12 protein-coding genes, 2 tRNA genes and 1 pseudogene are annotated in these 18,251 nt (G+C 64.8%); 3 read left to right on the forward strand and 12 right to left on the reverse strand.

Going from position 1 to position 18,251, the window contains the following annotated elements:
* Positions 1–84 precede the first annotated feature (84 nt).
* From pepN to GKC70_RS16680, 6 genes and pseudogenes are all read right to left on the reverse strand, one after another.
* Positions 85–2,741: pseudogene (gene pepN / locus GKC70_RS16655) on the reverse strand (aminopeptidase N).
* A 13-nt stretch (positions 2,742–2,754) separates the two neighbouring features.
* Positions 2,755–3,585: a DUF2797 domain-containing protein gene (locus GKC70_RS16660; protein ID WP_342649328.1), complete on the reverse strand. Its 831-nt coding sequence runs from the start codon at positions 3,583–3,585 to the stop codon at positions 2,755–2,757.
* On the reverse strand, positions 3,582–3,842 hold the full coding sequence (locus tag GKC70_RS16665) for a DUF1315 family protein (protein WP_029614797.1): 261 nt from the start codon (positions 3,840–3,842) through the stop codon (positions 3,582–3,584). The genes GKC70_RS16660 and GKC70_RS16665 overlap by 4 nt, the downstream gene beginning before the upstream one ends.
* A 14-nt stretch (positions 3,843–3,856) precedes the next feature.
* On the reverse strand, positions 3,857–4,735 hold the full coding sequence (locus GKC70_RS16670; RefSeq protein WP_342649329.1) for a rhomboid family intramembrane serine protease: 879 nt from the start codon (positions 4,733–4,735) through the stop codon (positions 3,857–3,859).
* Positions 4,732–5,706 carry a metallophosphoesterase gene (locus tag GKC70_RS16675; RefSeq protein ID WP_342651543.1) on the reverse strand — a complete coding sequence of 325 codons (975 nt, stop codon included), beginning with the start codon at positions 5,704–5,706 and terminating at the stop codon, positions 4,732–4,734. Before GKC70_RS16675 ends, GKC70_RS16670 begins: the two co-directional genes overlap by 4 nt.
* On the reverse strand, positions 5,703–6,593 hold the full coding sequence (locus GKC70_RS16680; RefSeq protein WP_039576369.1) for an NAD(+) kinase: 891 nt from the start codon (positions 6,591–6,593) through the stop codon (positions 5,703–5,705). The genes GKC70_RS16675 and GKC70_RS16680 overlap by 4 nt, the downstream gene beginning before the upstream one ends.
* A 228-nt stretch (positions 6,594–6,821) precedes the next feature.
* Between GKC70_RS16680 and GKC70_RS16685 the strand changes: the two genes are divergently transcribed.
* Entirely contained in the window at positions 6,822–7,367 is a 546-nt protein-coding gene (locus tag GKC70_RS16685; RefSeq protein WP_029614799.1) for a cytochrome b, read from the forward strand.
* Here GKC70_RS16685 and GKC70_RS16690 read toward each other — a convergent pair.
* The 3 genes from GKC70_RS16690 to GKC70_RS16700 form a co-directional block, all read right to left on the reverse strand.
* A complete protein-coding gene (locus GKC70_RS16690) occupies positions 7,358–8,248 on the reverse strand; it encodes a pyridoxal-phosphate dependent enzyme (RefSeq protein ID WP_342649330.1) in 891 nt (296 codons plus the stop codon). The two genes, GKC70_RS16685 and GKC70_RS16690, sit on opposite strands and share 10 nt — an antisense overlap.
* A gap of 44 nt (positions 8,249–8,292) precedes the next feature.
* On the reverse strand, positions 8,293–12,201 hold the full coding sequence (locus GKC70_RS16695) for a DUF6543 domain-containing protein (protein ID WP_342649331.1): 3,909 nt from the start codon (positions 12,199–12,201) through the stop codon (positions 8,293–8,295).
* Between the two features lie 74 nt (positions 12,202–12,275).
* A complete protein-coding gene (locus GKC70_RS16700) occupies positions 12,276–14,312 on the reverse strand; it encodes an NADPH-dependent 2,4-dienoyl-CoA reductase (RefSeq protein WP_342649332.1) in 2,037 nt (678 codons plus the stop codon).
* A gap of 184 nt (positions 14,313–14,496) precedes the next feature.
* Here GKC70_RS16700 and GKC70_RS16705 point away from each other — a divergent pair, with 184 nt between their 5' ends.
* Both GKC70_RS16705 and GKC70_RS16710 read left to right on the forward strand, forming a co-directional pair.
* Positions 14,497–15,615: a nitrilase-related carbon-nitrogen hydrolase gene (locus GKC70_RS16705; protein ID WP_342649333.1), complete on the forward strand. Its 1,119-nt coding sequence runs from the start codon at positions 14,497–14,499 to the stop codon at positions 15,613–15,615.
* A gap of 1 nt (position 15,616) precedes the next feature.
* On the forward strand, positions 15,617–16,657 hold the full coding sequence (locus GKC70_RS16710) for an AraC family transcriptional regulator (protein WP_342649334.1): 1,041 nt from the start codon (positions 15,617–15,619) through the stop codon (positions 16,655–16,657).
* A 187-nt stretch (positions 16,658–16,844) separates the two neighbouring features.
* Here the strand turns inward: GKC70_RS16710 and GKC70_RS16715 are convergent, their stop codons facing one another.
* From GKC70_RS16715 to GKC70_RS16725, 3 genes are all read right to left on the reverse strand, one after another.
* The gene (locus GKC70_RS16715) at positions 16,845–17,702 is read right to left on the reverse strand and encodes a DUF2242 domain-containing protein (RefSeq protein WP_342649335.1); all 858 of its coding nucleotides are present in this window, start codon (positions 17,700–17,702) and stop codon (positions 16,845–16,847) included.
* A 194-nt stretch (positions 17,703–17,896) separates the two neighbouring features.
* Positions 17,897–17,973, reverse strand: a tRNA-Asp gene (locus tag GKC70_RS16720).
* 140 nt (positions 17,974–18,113) lie between these two features.
* A tRNA-Asp gene (locus GKC70_RS16725) sits at positions 18,114–18,190 on the reverse strand.
* Positions 18,191–18,251 lie beyond the last annotated feature (61 nt).

Below are 18,251 nucleotides of genomic sequence, written 5' to 3' on the forward strand. Positions count from 1 at the left end.
CGGAGCAATGGCTCGCGTGTTCGCCTCATCGCCGACCTACCTGCTCGCCTGGGCTCAGGTTGGTCGACGATAAGGTCAACGTGATCAGGCCAGGCTCTTGCTCACCACCTCATACACATCGCTGGACAGCTCACCGGAAGCGAGAATCCGCTCCAGCTCGCCCTTCATCAGCGCCTGACGCGCGGCATCGTACTTGCGCCAGCGGGTCAGGGGCGAGAGTTGACGCGAGGCGATCTGCGGGTTGAGGGCGTTGAGCTCGATCACCAAGTCCGCCAGGAAGCGGTAGCCCGAACCGTCGGCGGCGTGGAAGTTGACCAGGTTCTGCCCGGCGAAGGCACCGACCACTGCACGCACCTTGTTCGGGTTCTTCAAGGTGAAGGCTGGGTGCTGCATCAACGCCTTGACCCGTGCCAGCGCGCCCGGAAGGCTGCTTGCCGCCTGTACGCTGAACCACTGGTCCATGACCAGCGGGTTGTCCTTGAAGTGCTCGGCGAAGGCCTCCAGCGCCTTGGCGCGCTCGGCTTCGAACGGCGAGTTGACCAGTACCGCCAGGGCGGTCAGGCGTTCGGTCATGTTGTCGGCGTGCTCGAACTGCTCGAGGGTCGCTTCCAGCACCTGCGCCTTGCCAGTGAGCATCAGGTACGACAGCGCGATGTTCTGCAGGCTGCGGCGGGCGAAGTGCTCGGCCTCGGCCACATAGGCGGTGTTGCGCGACACCTCGCGGTGCGCTTGATAGCGCGCCCAGAGCGCATCGAACAGTTGCTCGGCGATCTGCCTGCGGGCGAACTCGCGGGCCGCATGAATCGCGTCGACATCCGCCACCTGGCTGATTTCGGTCAGGTACGCCTCGCCCGGCAGCGACAGCATCTCGGCGACCATGGCCGGATCCAGCGACTCGTTGCCCAGTACCGTACCCAGGGCGGTCATCAGCCGAGGGTCGAGTTTCAGCGCTTCGCCGCGCTGATGCTGACCGATCAGCTCCTGCAACACCTGCACGGCCAACTGCTGTCCCGCCTCCCAGCGGTTGAAACCGTCGCTGTCGTGCTGCATCAGGAACATCAGCTGGTCGCGGTCGTAGGGGAAGCTCAGCTTCACCGGCGCGCTGAAACCGCGCAGCAGCGAAGGCAGCGGCCTGACAGCGATGCCCTGGAAGGTGAAGGTCTGCTCGGCTTCGGTCACCGCCAGCACGCGGTGGGTGCCAGTGGGCTGCGCCTCGCCGAGCACTTGCAGCGGCAGGTCGTTGCCTTGCGCATCGAGCAGACCGAGCGCCACGGGGATCACGAACGGTCGTTTCTCGGCCTTGTCCGGGGTCGCCGGGCAGCTCTGGCGGAAGGTCAGGCTGTAGGTCTGGGCGCCAGCGTCATAGGCCTCGCTGACCTCCAGGCGCGGCGTTCCCGCCTGGCTGTACCAGCGTTTGAACTGGGTCAGGTCGACGCCGTTGGCATCTTCCATGGCCTTGATGAAATCGTCGGTGGTCACGGCCTGGCCGTCATGACGGTCGAAATACAGGTCGCTGCCTTTGCGGAAACCCTCGGCGCCCAGCAGGGTGCGGACCATGCCGACCACCTCGGCCCCCTTCTCGTAGACGGTCAGGGTGTAGAAGTTGGAGATTTCGATGAAGCTGTCCGGACGCACCGGGTGGGCCATGGGGCCGGCGTCTTCGGCGAACTGGTGGGTGCGCAGGTAGGCGACGTCTTCGATGCGCTTGACCGTGCGCGAATTCATGTCGGCACTGAACTCGGCATCGCGGAACACCGTGAAGCCTTCCTTGAGCGACAGTTGGAACCAGTCGCGGCAGGTCACGCGGTTGCCCGACCAGTTGTGGAAGTACTCGTGGGCCACCACCCCCTCCACACGCTGGTGAGCGGCGTCGGTGGCCGTCTCGGCGCGCGCCAGCACGCAGCTGGAGTTGAAGATGTTCAGGCCCTTGTTTTCCATGGCGCCCATGTTGAAGTCGTTGACTGCGACGATCATGAAGATGTCCAGGTCGTACTCGCGGCCATACACCTCTTCGTCCCAGCGCATGGACTTCTTCAGGCTGACCATGGCGTGCTGGCACTTGTCGATGTTCTCGGGTTCGACGTAGATGCGCAGCGTCACGTCGCGACCGGACTGACGGCTGAAGCTGTCCTCGACGCACCACAAGTCGCCCGCTACCAGAGCGAACAGGTAGGCGGGCTTTCTGAACGGGTCTTCCCAGGTGGCCCAGTGGCGCCCGTCTTCGGCCGGACCGCTGTCGACCGGGTTGCCGTTGGACAGCAGCACCGGGTAGCGATGCTGTTCGGCGATCACCGTGGTGGTGAAGGTGCTCATCACATCCGGGCGGTCGAGGTAATAGGTGATCTTGCGAAAGCCCTCGGCTTCGCACTGGGTGCAGAACATGCTGCCGGACTTGTACAGCCCCTCCAGCGCAGTGTTGCTTTCCGGGTGGATCTTGACGCTGGTGTCGAGGGTGAAGCGCTCGGCTTTGGGCTGCAGGGTCAGGCTGTCGTCATCGAGTTGATATTCGCCGGCGTGCAGTTCCTGATCGTCCAGCGCGGCGCGCAGCAACTCCAGGTGCTGGCCGTCGAGCACCAGCGGCGGCAGGCCGGCGCCGCGCTCAGGGTTGCGTCGCATGACCAGTTGCGCGTGCACCAGGCTGTGGTCTTCGAACAGCTCGAAGGTCAGGTGCGTCTCGTCGATCAGGTACTCGGGGCCTGATAGTCCTTGAGGTAGATCACTTGCGGTTGTTCGGTGCGCATGCGGACGATCCTTTTACTGGAGCACGGCCAGCTGATAAGCCGTGTACTTGCGAATGTTGATCACGCCGGTGTCGAAGATCAGGTATTGACCCTTGATGCCCAGCAACGTGCCCTCGACCACCGGATCCTTGTCCAGGTTGAAGCTGACGATCTTCTTCGGGTAGGTCTGGACCGGATAGCGCATCTGCACCACCTCGGCATCGGCCAGCGGTTGGATCGCCTGCAGGCCGAACCGTGCCTGCAGCCCGCGCAGGCCCTCGGCGCAGGCATCGAAGATCTGCTCGCGCACGGCCGGCAAATCGAGTACCTCGGCATCGCCCTTGAGCAGGGTGCGCCAATTGGTGCGGTCCGGCACCTGGCTGCGCAGCAGGTCTTCGACCAGCCCGGACTGCTGGCGCGTGGCAACGCGCAGGATCGGCAACGCCTGGCTGGCGCCCTGGTCGAGCCAGCGGGTGGGCAGTTGGGTGGCGCGGGTGATGCCGACCTTGATGCCCGACGAGTTGGCCAGGTAGACGATGTGGTCGGTCATGCAGAACTGCTCGCCCCACGACGGTTCGCGGCAGGTGCCGGCGTCGTAGTGGCAGCGCTCCGGCGCCATGATGCAGAGGTCGCACTGCGCCAGCTTGGTCATGCAGGGGTAGCAATAGCCCTGGCTGAAGCTGGTCTTGGTGCGTTTACCGCAATGACTGCAATGAATCGCGCCCAGGTATTCCAGGCGCAGGGTCTGGCCGATCAGCGGATTGACCGGCACCTGCTGTTCGCCAAGGCGAAAGCTGTACTGCACCACCGGTGCGTCCAGGCGCACCGCCATCTTGCTCAAAGAGCCGCGAGCGAGTTCGATCAATGTACCGAGTCCGACTTGAACAGAATGTTGGGGATCGGCGCAGACTTGGACGCGCATTCCTGGGCGCCCATGTAGCCGGTGCGCTGCTCCTCGGGCAGGTTGCTGGCCTCCCAGGCGATCATGGCCTGCAACGACAGCTCTTTCTGCTCGGCGGTAAGCTTGCGGCCATCGGACCATTTGCCGATCTCCACGGCCGTCTTCAGGCTCTGGTAGATCTCGGGTGTGATGTTTTCGATCATTTGCGCGAAAGTGGACATGAACGTCTCCTGAATCAAGCCGACAGTTTACGCCGGGCCAGCAGCCCACCCAAGAGGCCGCTCAGGCAACCGATGAGCAGGCCGCCGACATGGGCAGCATTGGCGATCTGGCCGAAACCGAGCTGACCGACGACGCCGCTCAGGCAGACCACCAGCCAGATCAGCATCATTGCCAGGACGCCGCGAGGCAGTTCGAACAGCGGGTGCGGCGCCAGGCGCTGGTACAGCCAGAGGTAGCCGAGCAGGCCGTAGAGCACACCGGAAAGCCCGCCGAACAGGTTCGGGCCGCCGATGACATGCTGGGCCAGGTTCGACACCCCGCCGAACACCAGCGTCAGGGCCAGCAGCGTCCATGGGCCTTGGCGCAGCTCGATGCGCCGCCCCAGTTCCCAGTACCACATGCCGTTCATCAGCAGGTGCAGCACGCCGAAGTGCACGAAGATGGGCGAAATCAGCCGCCACCACTGCCCCTCGCCGAGGCTCTGGGCCAGGGGCACGAAGTACAGGTAATCGCCCTGCACCTGGTAGTCCTGAAAGGTGAACCCGCTCAAGGTGGCGAGGTTGTCGCCAAGGCCGGTCAGGCCCGCCACCACCAAGCACAGCAGCAGCACGGCGACGGTGACCTTGCAGGCGCGGGCCTGAGCCTTGAGCGAGGGCGCTGCGTTGTCCTGGGCCGGACGTTCGGGCGTGGCCAGTGCATGCAGGTCGGCGTCGCCTTCGCGATAGCGGCGGTACAGGTCCAGCACCTGCTCAGCCAGTTCCGGCGGTGCCCACAGCACTTGATCGCTGCCCGCTTCCACCACCCGGTGCGGCACCTGCAACTGCTGGAGCAAGGTCACGAAGCCGCCCAGGTCGACCGACAAGGGCAGGCGCAGCACTTCGACCACGTTCATTGGCCGGCCTGCGGACGGTCGACATCGACCCAGACGAACTTGTGCGGGTCGATGCGGGTTTCCGCATCCAGCCGGTAGGCCACCAACTTGCCGTAAAGCACTGCGCTGTAGTCCAGGCAGGCCAGGTTGGGGCGGATCGGCGCGGGATGACCGCTGCGCCAGTAGTGGCCGACGAACAGCAAGGGCTCGTCTTCGGCGTACCTCAGCAAGGCATTCTTCTGGCTGTGACTGAGCGGCGCGCGGGCCACTTCTTCGGGCAGAGCGTCAGGCTGGAACACGATGTCACCATAGGTCTGCGGGTCTTCCTCCCAGAACTTGGTGCGGAAGAACGCGCGGGTCAGGCCGTCGCCACCGGTCAGGGTCAGACCGCCGGGTAGGCGCATGTCGGTGCCGCGCAGCAAGCGGTTACAGGCGGTCGCGGCGAAGCTGCCGGACACCGCCGAGGCCTGCACGAAGTGCGGGTCGATACGTCCGTCCGGATGCTGGGCGCGCAATTGCGCGATCAGTGAGTGGTCCCAGCAGGCATGCACCAGCCGAAAGCGCTCGGCATCGATGAACAACGGCAAGGTGTAGAACCAGCGCAGGAAGTCGTGCCAGTCGCCCGGATGCTGGGCGAACTGCTCCAGGGTCTCGTCGATCAGGCGCGCGTGGCGCGGCGTGTGCTCGCGTACGAAGGTCTTGCCGCTGCCCGGCAGTGCCGGGGTTTCCCAGGCCAGGGCGTTGTACTCATGGTTGCCCATGATGCAGTGCGCCTGCCCCGCTTCGACCATGTCGTGGACGATGTGCAACGCCTCGCGAATGCGCGGACCGCGGTCGACGATGTCGCCGAGGAACAGCGCCTGGCGCCGTGGGTGACGCCACACGCCACCCACGCGGTGGTAGCCGAGGGCGTCGAGCAGGCGTTCGAGGGTCTGCGCGCAACCGTGGACGTCACCGATGATGTCGAAACTGCGAGCCGGATCGAGCATCAGTCGTCCCTGCCGCCCAGACGGCTGCCCCAGCCGAGCTTGGTCCGGCAGACCTCGTAGTAGTTGTGCCCCAGCGGATGGATCAGGCGCAGCTTCTGCGACTTCTTGCTCACGGTGATGGTGTCGCCCGGTGCGCAGGTGAAATGGTTCTGACCGTCACAGGACACCTGCGGGTAGATCTGCAGGTCCTTGGCCACCACGATCTTCAGCTCGCTGTTGCCGTCGACCACGATCGGCCGCCCGGACAAGGTATGCGGGTACATCGGCACGATGACGATGGCGTCGAGCTTGGGGTGCATGATCGGCCCGCCCGCCGACAGCGCGTAGGCGGTGGAGCCGGTGGGCGTGGCCACGATCAGGCCGTCGGCCTTCTGGCTGCAGACGAACTGGCCGTCGATGTAGATCTCGAACTCGATCATCCGCGTCGACTTGCCCGGATGCAGCACCACATCGTTGAGCGCATCGCCCTGGCCGATGGCCTCGTGGTGACGGCGCACCTCGGCCTGCAGCAGGAAACGGTTCTCGACCAGGTAGTGACCGTCGAGCACCTCGGCGACCTTGGTCTCCAGTTCGTCGGGGCGAATGTCGGTGAGAAAGCCCAGGTTGCCGCGGTTGATGCCCAGCACCGGGATGTTATGGCGGGCCAGTGCGCGCGCAGCACCGAGCAGGCTGCCATCGCCGCCGACCACGATGACCAGGTCGCAGACCTCGCCCAGCAGCTTGCGCGACGAGGTCTGCAGGCCATGACCGGGCAGCACTTCGGCGATGGTGTCCTCGAGAATCACGTGCAGGTGGCGCTCGAGCAGGAATTTCTTCAGTCGGCGAATGGTGTCGAGCACCTGCGAGCTACCGAGGCGACCGATGATACCGATATTGCGAAATTGCTCCATGGGGCTCCTGCAAGGCTCTGCGGCGGGTGACGATGGCGCGATTATGGGCGAAACCCCTGGCCAGCAGCAAACGGCCATCGCCCCGGCATACAGGGCGTGGGTCAGCATGAGTGGCGCCGATCGAAGAAACTCACCGCTAGGATCAACGAAAAACTATCATCCGACGCGCTACAGTCCACAGCAGGCGCCGGCAAGAGCGCCTCACTGACCTGATGACGAGGATCGACCATGCTTTCATCCACCCCGACGCCGCACTACGCGCGCCTATCCATCATCCTGCACTGGCTGATGCTGGTGCTGCTCGCCGCGGTGTACGCCTGTATAGAGTTTCGCGGTCTGTTCCCCCGGGACAGCGCCGAACGCGACCTGATCAAGAGCCTGCACTTCATGCTCGGCCTGACCGTGTTCGTGCTGGTCTGGCTGCGCCTGGCCATGCGCGTGATGCGTCCGACGCCGCCGATCCTGCCCCGGCCACCGGCCTGGCAGACCGGCCTGGCGCACCTGATGCACGCATTGCTGTATCTGCTGATGATCGGCATGCCGGTCGCCGGCTGGCTGATCCTCAGTGCAGCGGGCAAGCCTATCCCCTTCTATGGACTGGAGTTGCCCGCGCTGATCGGCAAGGACCCGGACCTGGCCAAGTTCATCAAGGGCTGGCACGAGCAGGTCGGCACTTGGGGCTACTGGTTGATCGGCCTGCATGCGCTGGCCGGCCTCTACCACCACTACGTGCGCCGCGACAACACGCTGCTGCGCATGCTGCCCTACAAGTAACCGCGGCGCCCCTGCAGGCCGCCGGTGTGAACGAAGATCAGGCGAGTGCCACGGGCAAAGCGCCCAGCCTCGACCTGCTCGCGCAGCGCCAGCAGCGCCTTACCGGTATACAGCGCCTCCAGGGGCACCTCGCTGTGGCGCTCGCTGGCGGCGATGAAGTCCAGCAATGCTTCGTCGATCCGGGCGAAGCCCCCGCGGCAAGCGGCGTGCAGGTGATAGCCCGAAGCGCCGACCAGCGCCGCGACGTTCTGCGCCGCGCCGTGGTCTTCGGGGACCGCCAGCGCACCGTGCACGGGATGCGCGCCCTGCTCGGCCTGCACCAGGCCAGCCAAGGTGGTGCCGGTGCCCACCGCCAGCCACCAGGCGTGATAGTCCGCCCAACCGAGTGCACCCAGCCCAGCACGGGCCTGCTCGACGATCTGCGCACACCCCACCAACCCGTCCTCGCCGGCGCCGCCTTCGGCGATGCAGTGCCAGCCCGGGTAGCGGGCCTGCCAGGGCCGCCAGAAGTCTTGGTGGTGCCGCGCCCGATAACCGGCATAACCCAGCCAATGCAGCTGCATGCCGAACGCCTCCAAATCGCGAACCGTGGGCGTGTCCTGGCGATGACCACGCAGCAGCCCGGCGGTAGCGAAGCCAAAGCGGCGACCCGCGACCGCGAGGGCGTGCAGGTGATTGGAGTGGTTGCCACCCAGGCTGATCAGGCCAGGCGCACCGGCCTGACGTGCGCGTTGCAAAGGCCGCTGCAGCTTGAACCCTTTGTTGCCGCTGATCAGCGGGTCGATCAGGTCCAAGCGCAGGATCGCGCACTCGACGCCCGCCTGCGCCAGCCAGGGCAGGCGCAGCGGGTGCAGCGGCGCGGAGGGAAGGTCTGCGAACATCGGGCGTCTCGTCGAACAGCGGCAAGGCGCCCAAGATTAACAGCTCAACGCCGGGTGGTTCGCCAACTGTGCGCATTGCCCACATCGATGAAGCGCTCCAGCGTCGGGTGCAGCACCTCGGCGGTTTCGATCCACTGCATCACCTCGCGCTCGGCCAACACGCCTTGCCCGATCAGATCGAAAACATAGCCTTTGGCTGCGTCCACGGCAGCGATCTCGGCATCGGCCAGATGGCGCATGTCGTTGAACAACCGTGGACCGCTGATCGCGGAAATCTCCCGCATGTACGCGGTGAAGCCGGGCTGATCGTGCAGTGGACGCTGTTCGGGCAACCGTGCCTGATCGAAACGCCGAACGATTTCGGCCTGCATCGCGTCGAGCAACGGATTCCCTGCCAGGCTGGCGAAGTGGCTGTTGTTCGGCCCTTTGAGCATGAGCAGATAGTTTTCCACCACCGCGCCAACGGCCAACTGTCCCGGCCGCAAGCTGATCGTTTCGAGCGGCTTGAGCAGGCGGTCGTCCATGTCCAGGTACACCCCGCCCAGTTCGAACAGCAAGCGGTAGCGCAACACGTCGCTGGCTGCGGCGTAATTACGCCACTGTGGTTGCAGAAAAGCGTCGAACACTCGCCCCTGAGCGCTGGCTTTGAACGGGGTATAGAACGCTTCGCCGGCCAGGTTGACGAATGTCGCGCCGGGGTAACGCAGACGCAGGCGGGTCAATTGCGTCAAGGTCCGCAGCCGCCCCCCCTCACCCAGAAAATGCACCTGTAGGCTGTAGCCGCTTTGTCGGGCCAACGCCACATTGGATTTGAGCGTGGCATCGTGGGCAGCGATCAGCGCAGCGGCGCTACCGATCCATATCTGATGAATGGCCTTGGGCACTGCCTCGCCCAGCGCCGCCGACTTGAGTATCGGCAACACCGGGCGATCGACGCACTCCAACTCGTAACGTGCCTGCTGGCGTTCGAGTTCACTGGGCAGGCGCGTGGGCCTGGTAACGCTGCGATGACGGGCGGCTAACGCATCGTATTCATAGAACAATCGGTTGTCAGCCGAATACCAGCGACAGGTATCCAGGTCGAAATACACCAATTGACTGCGCTGACCATCGTGCAGACGATGCTCGACACCATCGCGCACCTGACTGCTGTTGATCCCACGTAGATGCAGCAGTGCCGGTGCCCGCCCTACCGGCACCATCGGCATGCCGGCGCGCAGTTGCAGCTTCGGCATGACGTGCCAACGCGGCGAGCCAGCAATGCGCTCGACACGCGTATCAGGATTGGAAAACAGCGAACGGGCCAGCGGACCCTGACCGTCGCCCAGGTAGAAACGCGAGATGCCCTCCAGGCTGTCGTGTACCTCATAGACCCGGTAGTAGCGGCCGTCCAGCCGGACGTGGAGCTTGCCGTCGGCGGCAAACAGGCCTTCGCGCACCCCTGTTTCGATCCGCACCAGCCCGGACATGGCCGGTGAGCTCGGCACCGGCGTCAAGCTCAGACGCGCGCCCACCGACTGCAGACGTACCGGAGCCTGAGCGCGCGCTGCCGGGATCAGCGTGGGAAAACGGGCATTGGTCAGCCCGGTGATGCTGGTCAGGGCCTGTATCACGTACTCGCCTGCCTCCTGACGCTGGCCTTGAGCGTAGGCGGCATAGCCGTTGAACAGGTAGTAGCCTAACTCGGCCAGGTCCAATACCGTCATCACGCGCGCCGGAAACACCACGCTGAGCAGACGAAAAATCGCCACGGCGATTTCCAAGCCACGCTCAAGTGCCAGTTCTGCGTCGGATAAGGCCAAGCTGTCGGCTTCGGCAGCCAGGAAGGCGAGCCGGTAATCGAAGACCTGCTGCGCGAGTGGCTTGTCGATCACGACCGTGGCGATCTGCGCTCCGCCCTTGCCTTCGGCGATTAGCCGCAACAGGGGATAGACGGCAGCCTGCTGATGCTTGCCGAAACGCGACAGCCAGTACCGCAGCGTTGCCTGCCAGGCTGATAGCATGCCGATTCCCGCCAGTTCCTGGCGCAGTATTGCGACCAGCGCGCTGCGCGACTGGCAGCGCCTGAATGGCTGCCCAGACGGGTGATCCGGAAAATAGCAGAGGATGGAAGACTCACCACGACTGGAGAAGATCAGCACGTCCCGCAGCGAGTTACCACCGATCGCCAGGCCCTCCGCCCGCACGCCATTGCGTGGCGACTCGGAGGGCGCAAGCACCTCGAGCACCAGACTATGCCCCGAGTCGTCGAGCACGCCACAGGCGTTGGCCAGCAGCGCATCCAGGCGTAACCGCGTTTCGAACTGCGACAGCGCGGCGGTGCGGCTCGCCTCGAACCCCGCCTGCGTGGTCGGCCGCATCGCATCGGTGAGCAACTGCGCATAGCGCCCAGGCAAATCGAGTTGCTGCCCTAACTTCTCCAGATAGGACCCGTTCAGGCGTGTGGCCTGGATGACCGTAAGGCCCTCGAACTGGACCTGCCAGGTGGCATCGGCACGTGCATGCATGCGCATCGCCAGGTATTCCACCAGCGTGCACTCGACCACGCTGGGTTGGACATGCCCCCGCTCGAGCTCGACGCCCGGCGCAAGCTCCGAGCCGATCGTCTCTGCTGAGAATTGCGTGATGGTGATCATCACCTTGACCTGCGCCGGGTCGATGGCCAAGCCGCGTGCGGCCAAGGCATCAGCAATGCGTTGGCGGGCGAAGCTCTCGAAAGACGGCAGTGCCAGCCAAAAGCGCTCGGCCTGGGCCTGCTGTTCCAGTAGCGACAGGATCAAGGTGTCCAACTGCGCCTGACGCGTGGTAGTGAGCTGGCGCAGCCCCATCGGCAACTGAGCACGTAACGCCTGTCGATGTGCAACGAAGGCCTGCAGGTCGTGCAGTGCACGCGGGGGTGATGCATCCAGCCCCAGTTGCGGGTTCCACAGCGAACGTCCATTCGCCATTACATTGCTGCGCCAGGCGGCGATCTGCTGCTCGGCCAGGGCTTCGAACGGGTTGTCGTCGATAGGCCGAGCGAACAGCTCGAAGCCACCGCCCAAGCGGGCACGCTCGCCAAGGATCCGCGCTTGATCGACAGCGCCCAATCGACGCAGCAGCGCCTGCAACCAGGGCCCCGGCCCCGCCAATGCCATCGCTATCCCATGCAACGCCTCCTGCAAGTGCGCATGGGCTCGCACGAAACCGAAATAGCCGGTGCAATAGAGCACCGTAGTACCGGTCAGGGTCTGCCGTTCGGTCACTCGACCGAGCGCTGGCTGATAGCCCGCAGGCTCGGTGCACACCGCCATCACACCAGGCAAAAGCACCTCTTGGCCATCGCCCCAAGTCCGCGCGACCAGTGCGTAGACACCGCGTCGGGTGCTGCGATCAACCAAACGCGGGTGCGCGACGATGTCCTCGACCAACGTCATAGCCTCAGGCACGATCCACCCAGCCGCTGCGAAGGATTCCACGGTCTCGCGCAGGCTTTGGCGCACCTGAATCTGCAAGGCCAAGCGCCGACTGTTCTCGGACACGCGTTGCGGCACGTCCCAATAGGTCGATGCGTCAGCCGCCCAGTGCGCCGCGACACGCTGCACATCGATCTGCTGCAACGCCTCACGCAGTTGCTTAAGGGTCAGGTCAGGCATCGTCTCTGGCAACTGCACGGTATCGGCACGCAACGACAGCGCCGCGTCAGCCGGCTCGAAGTCGCCTGGCGCCGCCGGCTGCCCCTGACGAGCCTGTTGCAGCAACTCGAACAACGAACGGGCCGCGAGCACTGCGCGTTGCCCCGATTCATCGGCAGGGCCTAGCTGCAGCAGGTAGAGATCGAGGTCGAGCACGCCGGGCAGGCGGGCTTCGAACAAGGCACGGGCCGCCGTGTCGAGCGACGGCAGACTGTGGACGTCGGGCAGGCCCTCTGGCAGTTGCGCCAGCAGCGCGGCGGACAGATCGAGCGAGGACATGAGGCACTCTCCAAGCGAAAAGCCTGGAGCTTGCCGAGGGCCCAACCGCCGCCGGTGCTAACTATGTAGAGCCCTCACAAGGCGGCGGCCAGCCGCGAACCTTGGTCAATGGCGCGCTTGGCGTCGAGTTCGGCGGCCACATCGGCGCCGCCGATCAGGTGTACCGATTGGCCCCTGGCCAGCAACCCGTCATGCAGTTCGCGCAAGGGCTCCTGGCCGGCGCAGACGACCACATTGTCCACCGCCAGCACCTGTGGTTCGCCGTCAGCAATGCGTACGTGCAGGCCTTCGTCGTCGATCTTCAGGTAGTCCACGGCGTTGAGCATCTGCACCTGCTTGTTCTTCAGGCCGGTGCGATGAATCCAGCCAGTGGTCTTGCCCAGGCCGTCGCCGACCTTGCTCTTCTTGCGTTGCAGCAAGTAGACCTGCCGTGCCGGCGCCTGCGGCTCGGGGTGGATCCCCGCTACACCACCACGGGCGCGCAGATCGGTGTCGATGCCCCATTCGCGCCAGAACGCCTCTCGGTCGAGGCTGGTGGCGGTGCCAGCGTGCACCAGGTACTCGGACACATCGAAACCGATGCCGCCTGCGCCAATCACCGCCACGCGCTCACCCACCGGCTTGCGCTCAAGCAGCACGTCCAGGTAGCTCAGCACCTTGGCATGCTCGACTCCGGGGATGGCCGGGGTGCGCGGAGTAATACCGGTGGCCAGGATCACCTCGTCGAAACCGCCTGCCACCAGGTCATCGACACCCACCCGCGTGTTCAAGCGCAGATGCACACCGGTCTGAGTCAGTTGGTTGGCGAAATAGCGCAGGGTTTCGTTGAACTCCTCTTTGCCCGGCACACGCTTGGCGACGTTGAACTGGCCACCGATCTCAGCTGCCGCGTCGAACAAGGTCACCTGATGACCGCGTTGGGCCGCCACGCTGGCCGCTGCCATCCCAGCGGGACCGGCGCCCACCACGGCGATGCGCTTGGCCACGGCCGCCGGCAGGTAGTTCAGCTCGGTCTCGTGGCAGGCGCGTGGGTTGACCAGGCAACTGGTGAGCTTGCCACCGAAGGTGTGATCCAGGCAGGCCTGGTTGCAGCCGATGCAGGTGTTGATCGCTGCCGCGCGCCCCTGCGCGGCCTTGTTGACGAATTCGGGATCGGCCAGGAAAGGCCTGGCCATGGACACCATGTCGGCGTCGCCCTCGGCCAGTACCCGCTCGGCCACCTCCGGGGTGTTGATGCGATTGGTGGTGATCAACGGGATGCCCACCGTGCCGCGCAGCTTGGCAGTGACCTTGCTGAACGCCGCCCGCGGCACCTTGGTGGCGATGGTCGGGATCCGTGCCTCGTGCCAGCCGATACCGGTGTTGATCAGCGTTGCACCCGCCTGCTCGATGGCCTTGGCCAGCTGCTCGATTTCCGCCCAGTCGCTGCCACCTTCGATCAGGTCGAGCATCGACAGGCGGAAGATGATGATGAATTCGCGGCCCACCGCTTCGCGCACCCGGCGCACGATCTCCACCGCCAGGCGCATGCGGTTCTCATAGCTGCCACCCCAGCGGTCGGTACGCTGGTTGGTGTGGGCGGCGAGGAACTGATTGATGAAGTAGCCTTCCGAGCCCATCACCTCGACCCCGTCGTAACCTGCGGACTGGGCCAGGCGCGCGCAGTTGACGAAATCGCCTATCTGCTTCTCGATGCCCTCTTCGTCCAGCGCCTTGGGCTTGAACGGGTTGATCGGCGCCTGGATCGCACTCGGGGCGACCTGACGGGGACTGTAGGCGTAGCGTCCGGCGTGCAGGATCTGCAAGCAGATCTTGCCGCCTGCGGCATGCACCGCGTCAGTGACCAGACGATGCTGTTCGGCCTCCTGTTCGGTGCTGAGCTTGGCGGCACCGGCGTACACACCGCCTTCGTCATTCGGTGCGATGCCGCCGGTCACCATCAGGCCGACGCCGCCGCGCGCACGCTCGGCAAAATAGGCGGCCATGCGCTCGAAGCCGCCGGGACGCTCTTCCAGACCGGTGTGCATGGAGCCCATCAGGGTGCGGTTGCGCAGAACAGTGAAGCCCAGGTCGAGAGGGGCCAGCAGGTGGGGATAGTGTTGAGCGGCCATGGAGGTCTCCACAGAGGGCATGATCACGGAATGCGGGCGCCTCGTCCGGGCCCCGTCGGTTGTCTGGCAGTGACATTAAACAGGCGTTTGAACGGGCTCAATGATCGAAACTGACAATTCGTTGATCCTGACGTGCAGCGCGACTACCCTAGGACACCGTCCTTTCAAGGTGCCGTATCGCTTCATGCGCAAACTTCTGGCAAGCGCCTTGGCGCTGGTGATGATCGCCGCCCTGTGCGGCTACGCGTTCTGGACCCAGCAGCGCCCGGAAGGCCACTACCTCTCCGACCTGCGCATCGAGCGGGTGCTCGACCAAGGCGTGCCTGGCGATCGTGGCAATCTGCTGGGGATCGAGCCGCTGCTCTACCCTAGCGACTACCAAAACCTCGAACGCCTGCACCGCAAGCTCTCGGCTTACCTGAGTCAAGCCCGTGATCAGGGCCTGGTCAGCTCGCGCACGGTGGTGGTGCTGCCCGAGCACATCGGCACCTGGCTGTGGGCGCGCGGCGAGAAGAACGAGCTGTACCAGGTCACTCGCTTGCGCGACGCCTGGCAGTGGCTGGAATTGAGCAACCCCTTGCACTACGGCCTGGCCATGCTGGCCGCGACCGGCGACGACCGTCGCTCAGACGCGCATCTGCGCATGAAGGCGCGGCAGATGGCGGCCGACTATCAACAGCTCTTCGGCGGTCTGGCCCGCGAGTTCGGCGTCACCCTGGTGGCCGGTTCCATCGTGCTGCCAGCGCCCTACGTCGAAGAAGGCCGACTCAAGGTCGGCAGCGGCCCGCTGTACAACAGCAGCCTGGTGTTCGCCAGTGACGGCGCGCCGCTTGGGCAACCGCAGTTGCAGCAGTATGTCGACAGTGAAGCACGGCGTTACATCGACGATGGCCAGTCACGCCCATTGCACGTGCTGCAGACCCCGGCCGGGCGCCTGGGGGTGCTGGTCGGCAGCGACAGTTGGTACCCGCGCAACCACGAACAATTGGTGCGCCAATCGGCACAATTGATCGCCAACCCCGTATTTCTCAGCGGCAAGGGCAGTTGGCAACAACCGTGGCGGGGCAATCGCCATCAAGCTGCGGCGGCTGAGTTGCCGCTGGCCAAGGGCCAGACCAGCGAAGAGAGGGCGTGGCACCAGTTGACCCGAGCGGCCAACCCTGGCCTGCCCAGCCTCAGCGTGTTCATGCGAGGACAGTTCTGGGAGCTGGGCAGCGACGGCCAGGGTTTCGCCAACCAGGCAGGCGAGCAGTTGATGGGCCGACCGAGCCCGGGCGCGCGCCTGCTGAACCTGTGGCTGTAGATTGATGCGCGAGCGCGTGCGCCTGGGTGATCTGTCAGTCGGATTCGTCCAGCCTTTGACCCAAGCCATGCGTGAACTGGGCCATGATCCGGCACCCTTGCTACAGCGCTACGGCCTGGATGCACCGCGCCTGGATGAGGCCGGGGCACGCCTGTCGATCCCGCGCTACATGCACCTGGGTCATGCGGCCATCGAGCTGTGTGGCGAGCCGGCGCTGGGTCTGCACATGGGCCGCCTCAGCCGGCTGGCGCAGGCAGGCCTGGCCGGCGTGACCGCCGCGCAGGCACCGACCGTGCGCGAAGCAGCGCACACACTGCTGCGTTTCGAGCCACTGTATGCCGCCAACTACCGGGGCAGCTCTGCGTTCATCGAAGACCCACAGGGCGCCTGGCTGCGGTTCTACTCGATCAGCCCCTACAACGCCTATAACCGCTTCGTCGTCGACTCGGTGCTTTCCGGGTGGCTGGCGCAACTGTCAGCCGTGACGGGCACACCCGCCATCGCTGACCGTTTGGACATCGAGTTCGAAGCGCCTGCGTACTGCGCCCAGTATCAAAGCCTGTGCAGTGCGCCCGTGCAGTTCGCTGCCGGCTGCAATCAACTGCACCTTGCCCACGAGGTGCTCGATGCGCGCAATCCGCAGCACTGCCCCAGCACCTGGCGACATTTGCTGCAACTGTGCGAGGCCGAGTGGGTACAGCGTACCCGAGTGCGCAGCCTGAGCGAGCGCATCATTCATCTGCTGGGCCCCTTGCTCAGCGGTGGACGCGAGCCTGACTTGGAGCAGGTGTCGCAACAGTTGCACATGCCCAGTTGGACCTTGCGGCGCAAGCTCGCTGAAGAGGGCACGAGTTTCCGTAGCTTGCTCAACGACACACGGCGCGACCTCGCGCAGACCTACATCCGCGATACCGCGCTGGCCTTCGGGGAGATCTCCTATCTGTTGGGGTTCGCTTCGGCAGAGGCCTTCCAGCGCGCATTCAAGCGCTGGACGGGCCTGACGCCGGGGGAGTTTCGCCGCCAGCAGCGGCGAATGGGTTAAAGCTCGGTGGCGTCTTCTGCCTGCTCGGGGATGTCCAGTTCGTACGCCTGGAACTCGAGCAACTCTTCCTGATAATCGTCCATGGGCCTGCGTCCTCTCGCTCATCTTCTCGTCTGTGGCCGTCACGCTAAGCGGGCCAGGTTAAAACATCATGACAAGCGTATGAGCGAGGACATCGGCGAGAGGTTCACTCGCTCTGTTGCAGCGGTGCGGTCTGCTCGTCGCTGGCGGGCGCTGGAGACTGCACCTGGAGGGGCGCGGGATCGGCCGGCGGCGCCACGGGCTGGGAACCTTGACTGTCGTCGAGGGCTGGGGCTGCCGAGGTCTGATTCGCCGTAGGCACCGGTGCAGGCTCGACTGGACTTTGCGGGACCGCCTGGACGGGGCTGACCGGTGCCGCCGCCGCTGCCGGAGGATTGGCCGGCGTCAGCCCCGCGGGCTCCGGCAGTCCCAACGCCTGCGCAGGTTGTTGCGCCTTTGGTGCTTCGGCCTGCGGCTCGAGCCTGCTCGACGTGCGCGGCTTGGGCAGGTAGTTCTCCACCAACGCGAAATAGCGGTCGTAGAACTGCGGCGAGGACACGGTTTCGCTGGCGACCTTGACCATGGAATCGTCGGTGGAGCCGATAGGCATCGACAACGAGCCCAGCACGCCCACACCGACACTGGCCGAGGTGTTGGATTTCTTCAGGGCGTAGCGGTCCTGCAAGGCGTTGGCGAAGATGGTCGAGCGCTGCTCGTCGTTGCTGTCCGGCACGCAGGTGATGTTGAAGCTGATCTGCAGATGGTTCTCGGCGTTCTGCTGGAAACTCTTGTTGCCTGCCACCTGATTGGCATCGCTGCTGGTGATGATGTAGCCCTGACTCAGCAAGGCTCGGCGCGCTGCCTCGCATGAACCGGCCTCCCCCACCGCGAAGGTGCGCGAGAAGGTGCCTGAGTCGGCGAAGTTTTCATGCTCGTAGACCGCTGCCTTCTTCGTGGCGCAGCCGGCGAGGCCCGCCAGCGTCAGGGCCAGCCCGAGCGCTGCGCAGACGTTAGATCTGGACATTGTCGATTCCGGGTAAACGAATGGGGCGTATTGTGCAACACATCCCTCGATGGCAGGAACCGCCGGTCGATGAAGATGCGTTCAGCATCGCACCTGCAAGGTTTTGGCCAGGCCTCTAATGGCAGGCATAAAAAAAGCGACCCTCAGGTCGCTTGATTTGAGCTTCGAGGCGTTCAGTGACCTCGAGGCGAATATGGCGCAGCGGACGGGACTCGAACCCGCGACCCCCGGCGTGACAGGCCGGTATTCTAACCGACTGAACTACCGCTGCGTATCGCTCAGGCCATGGCCTGTTTGAAACTGGGATCTGCTCGCCGGCGCAAGACGCTGGCGTTGCAGGCACAAAAAAGGCGACTCGTTTCATCGCCTTGATTGCCGCCTCGAAGAGTTCTAGGGCTTCGAAGCATAAGATGGCGCAGCGGACGGGACTCGAACCCGCGACCCCCGGCGTGACAGGCCGGTATTCTAACCGACTGAACTACCGCTGCGTATCTCACAGGCCGAGGCCTGCTTGAAACTAGGATCTGGCCTTAAGGATTTGCCTTATGA

It is taken from the genome of Pseudomonas sp. REB1044, assembly GCF_038813925.1.
GTDB lineage: Bacteria > Pseudomonadota > Gammaproteobacteria > Pseudomonadales > Pseudomonadaceae > Aquipseudomonas > Aquipseudomonas boreofloridensis.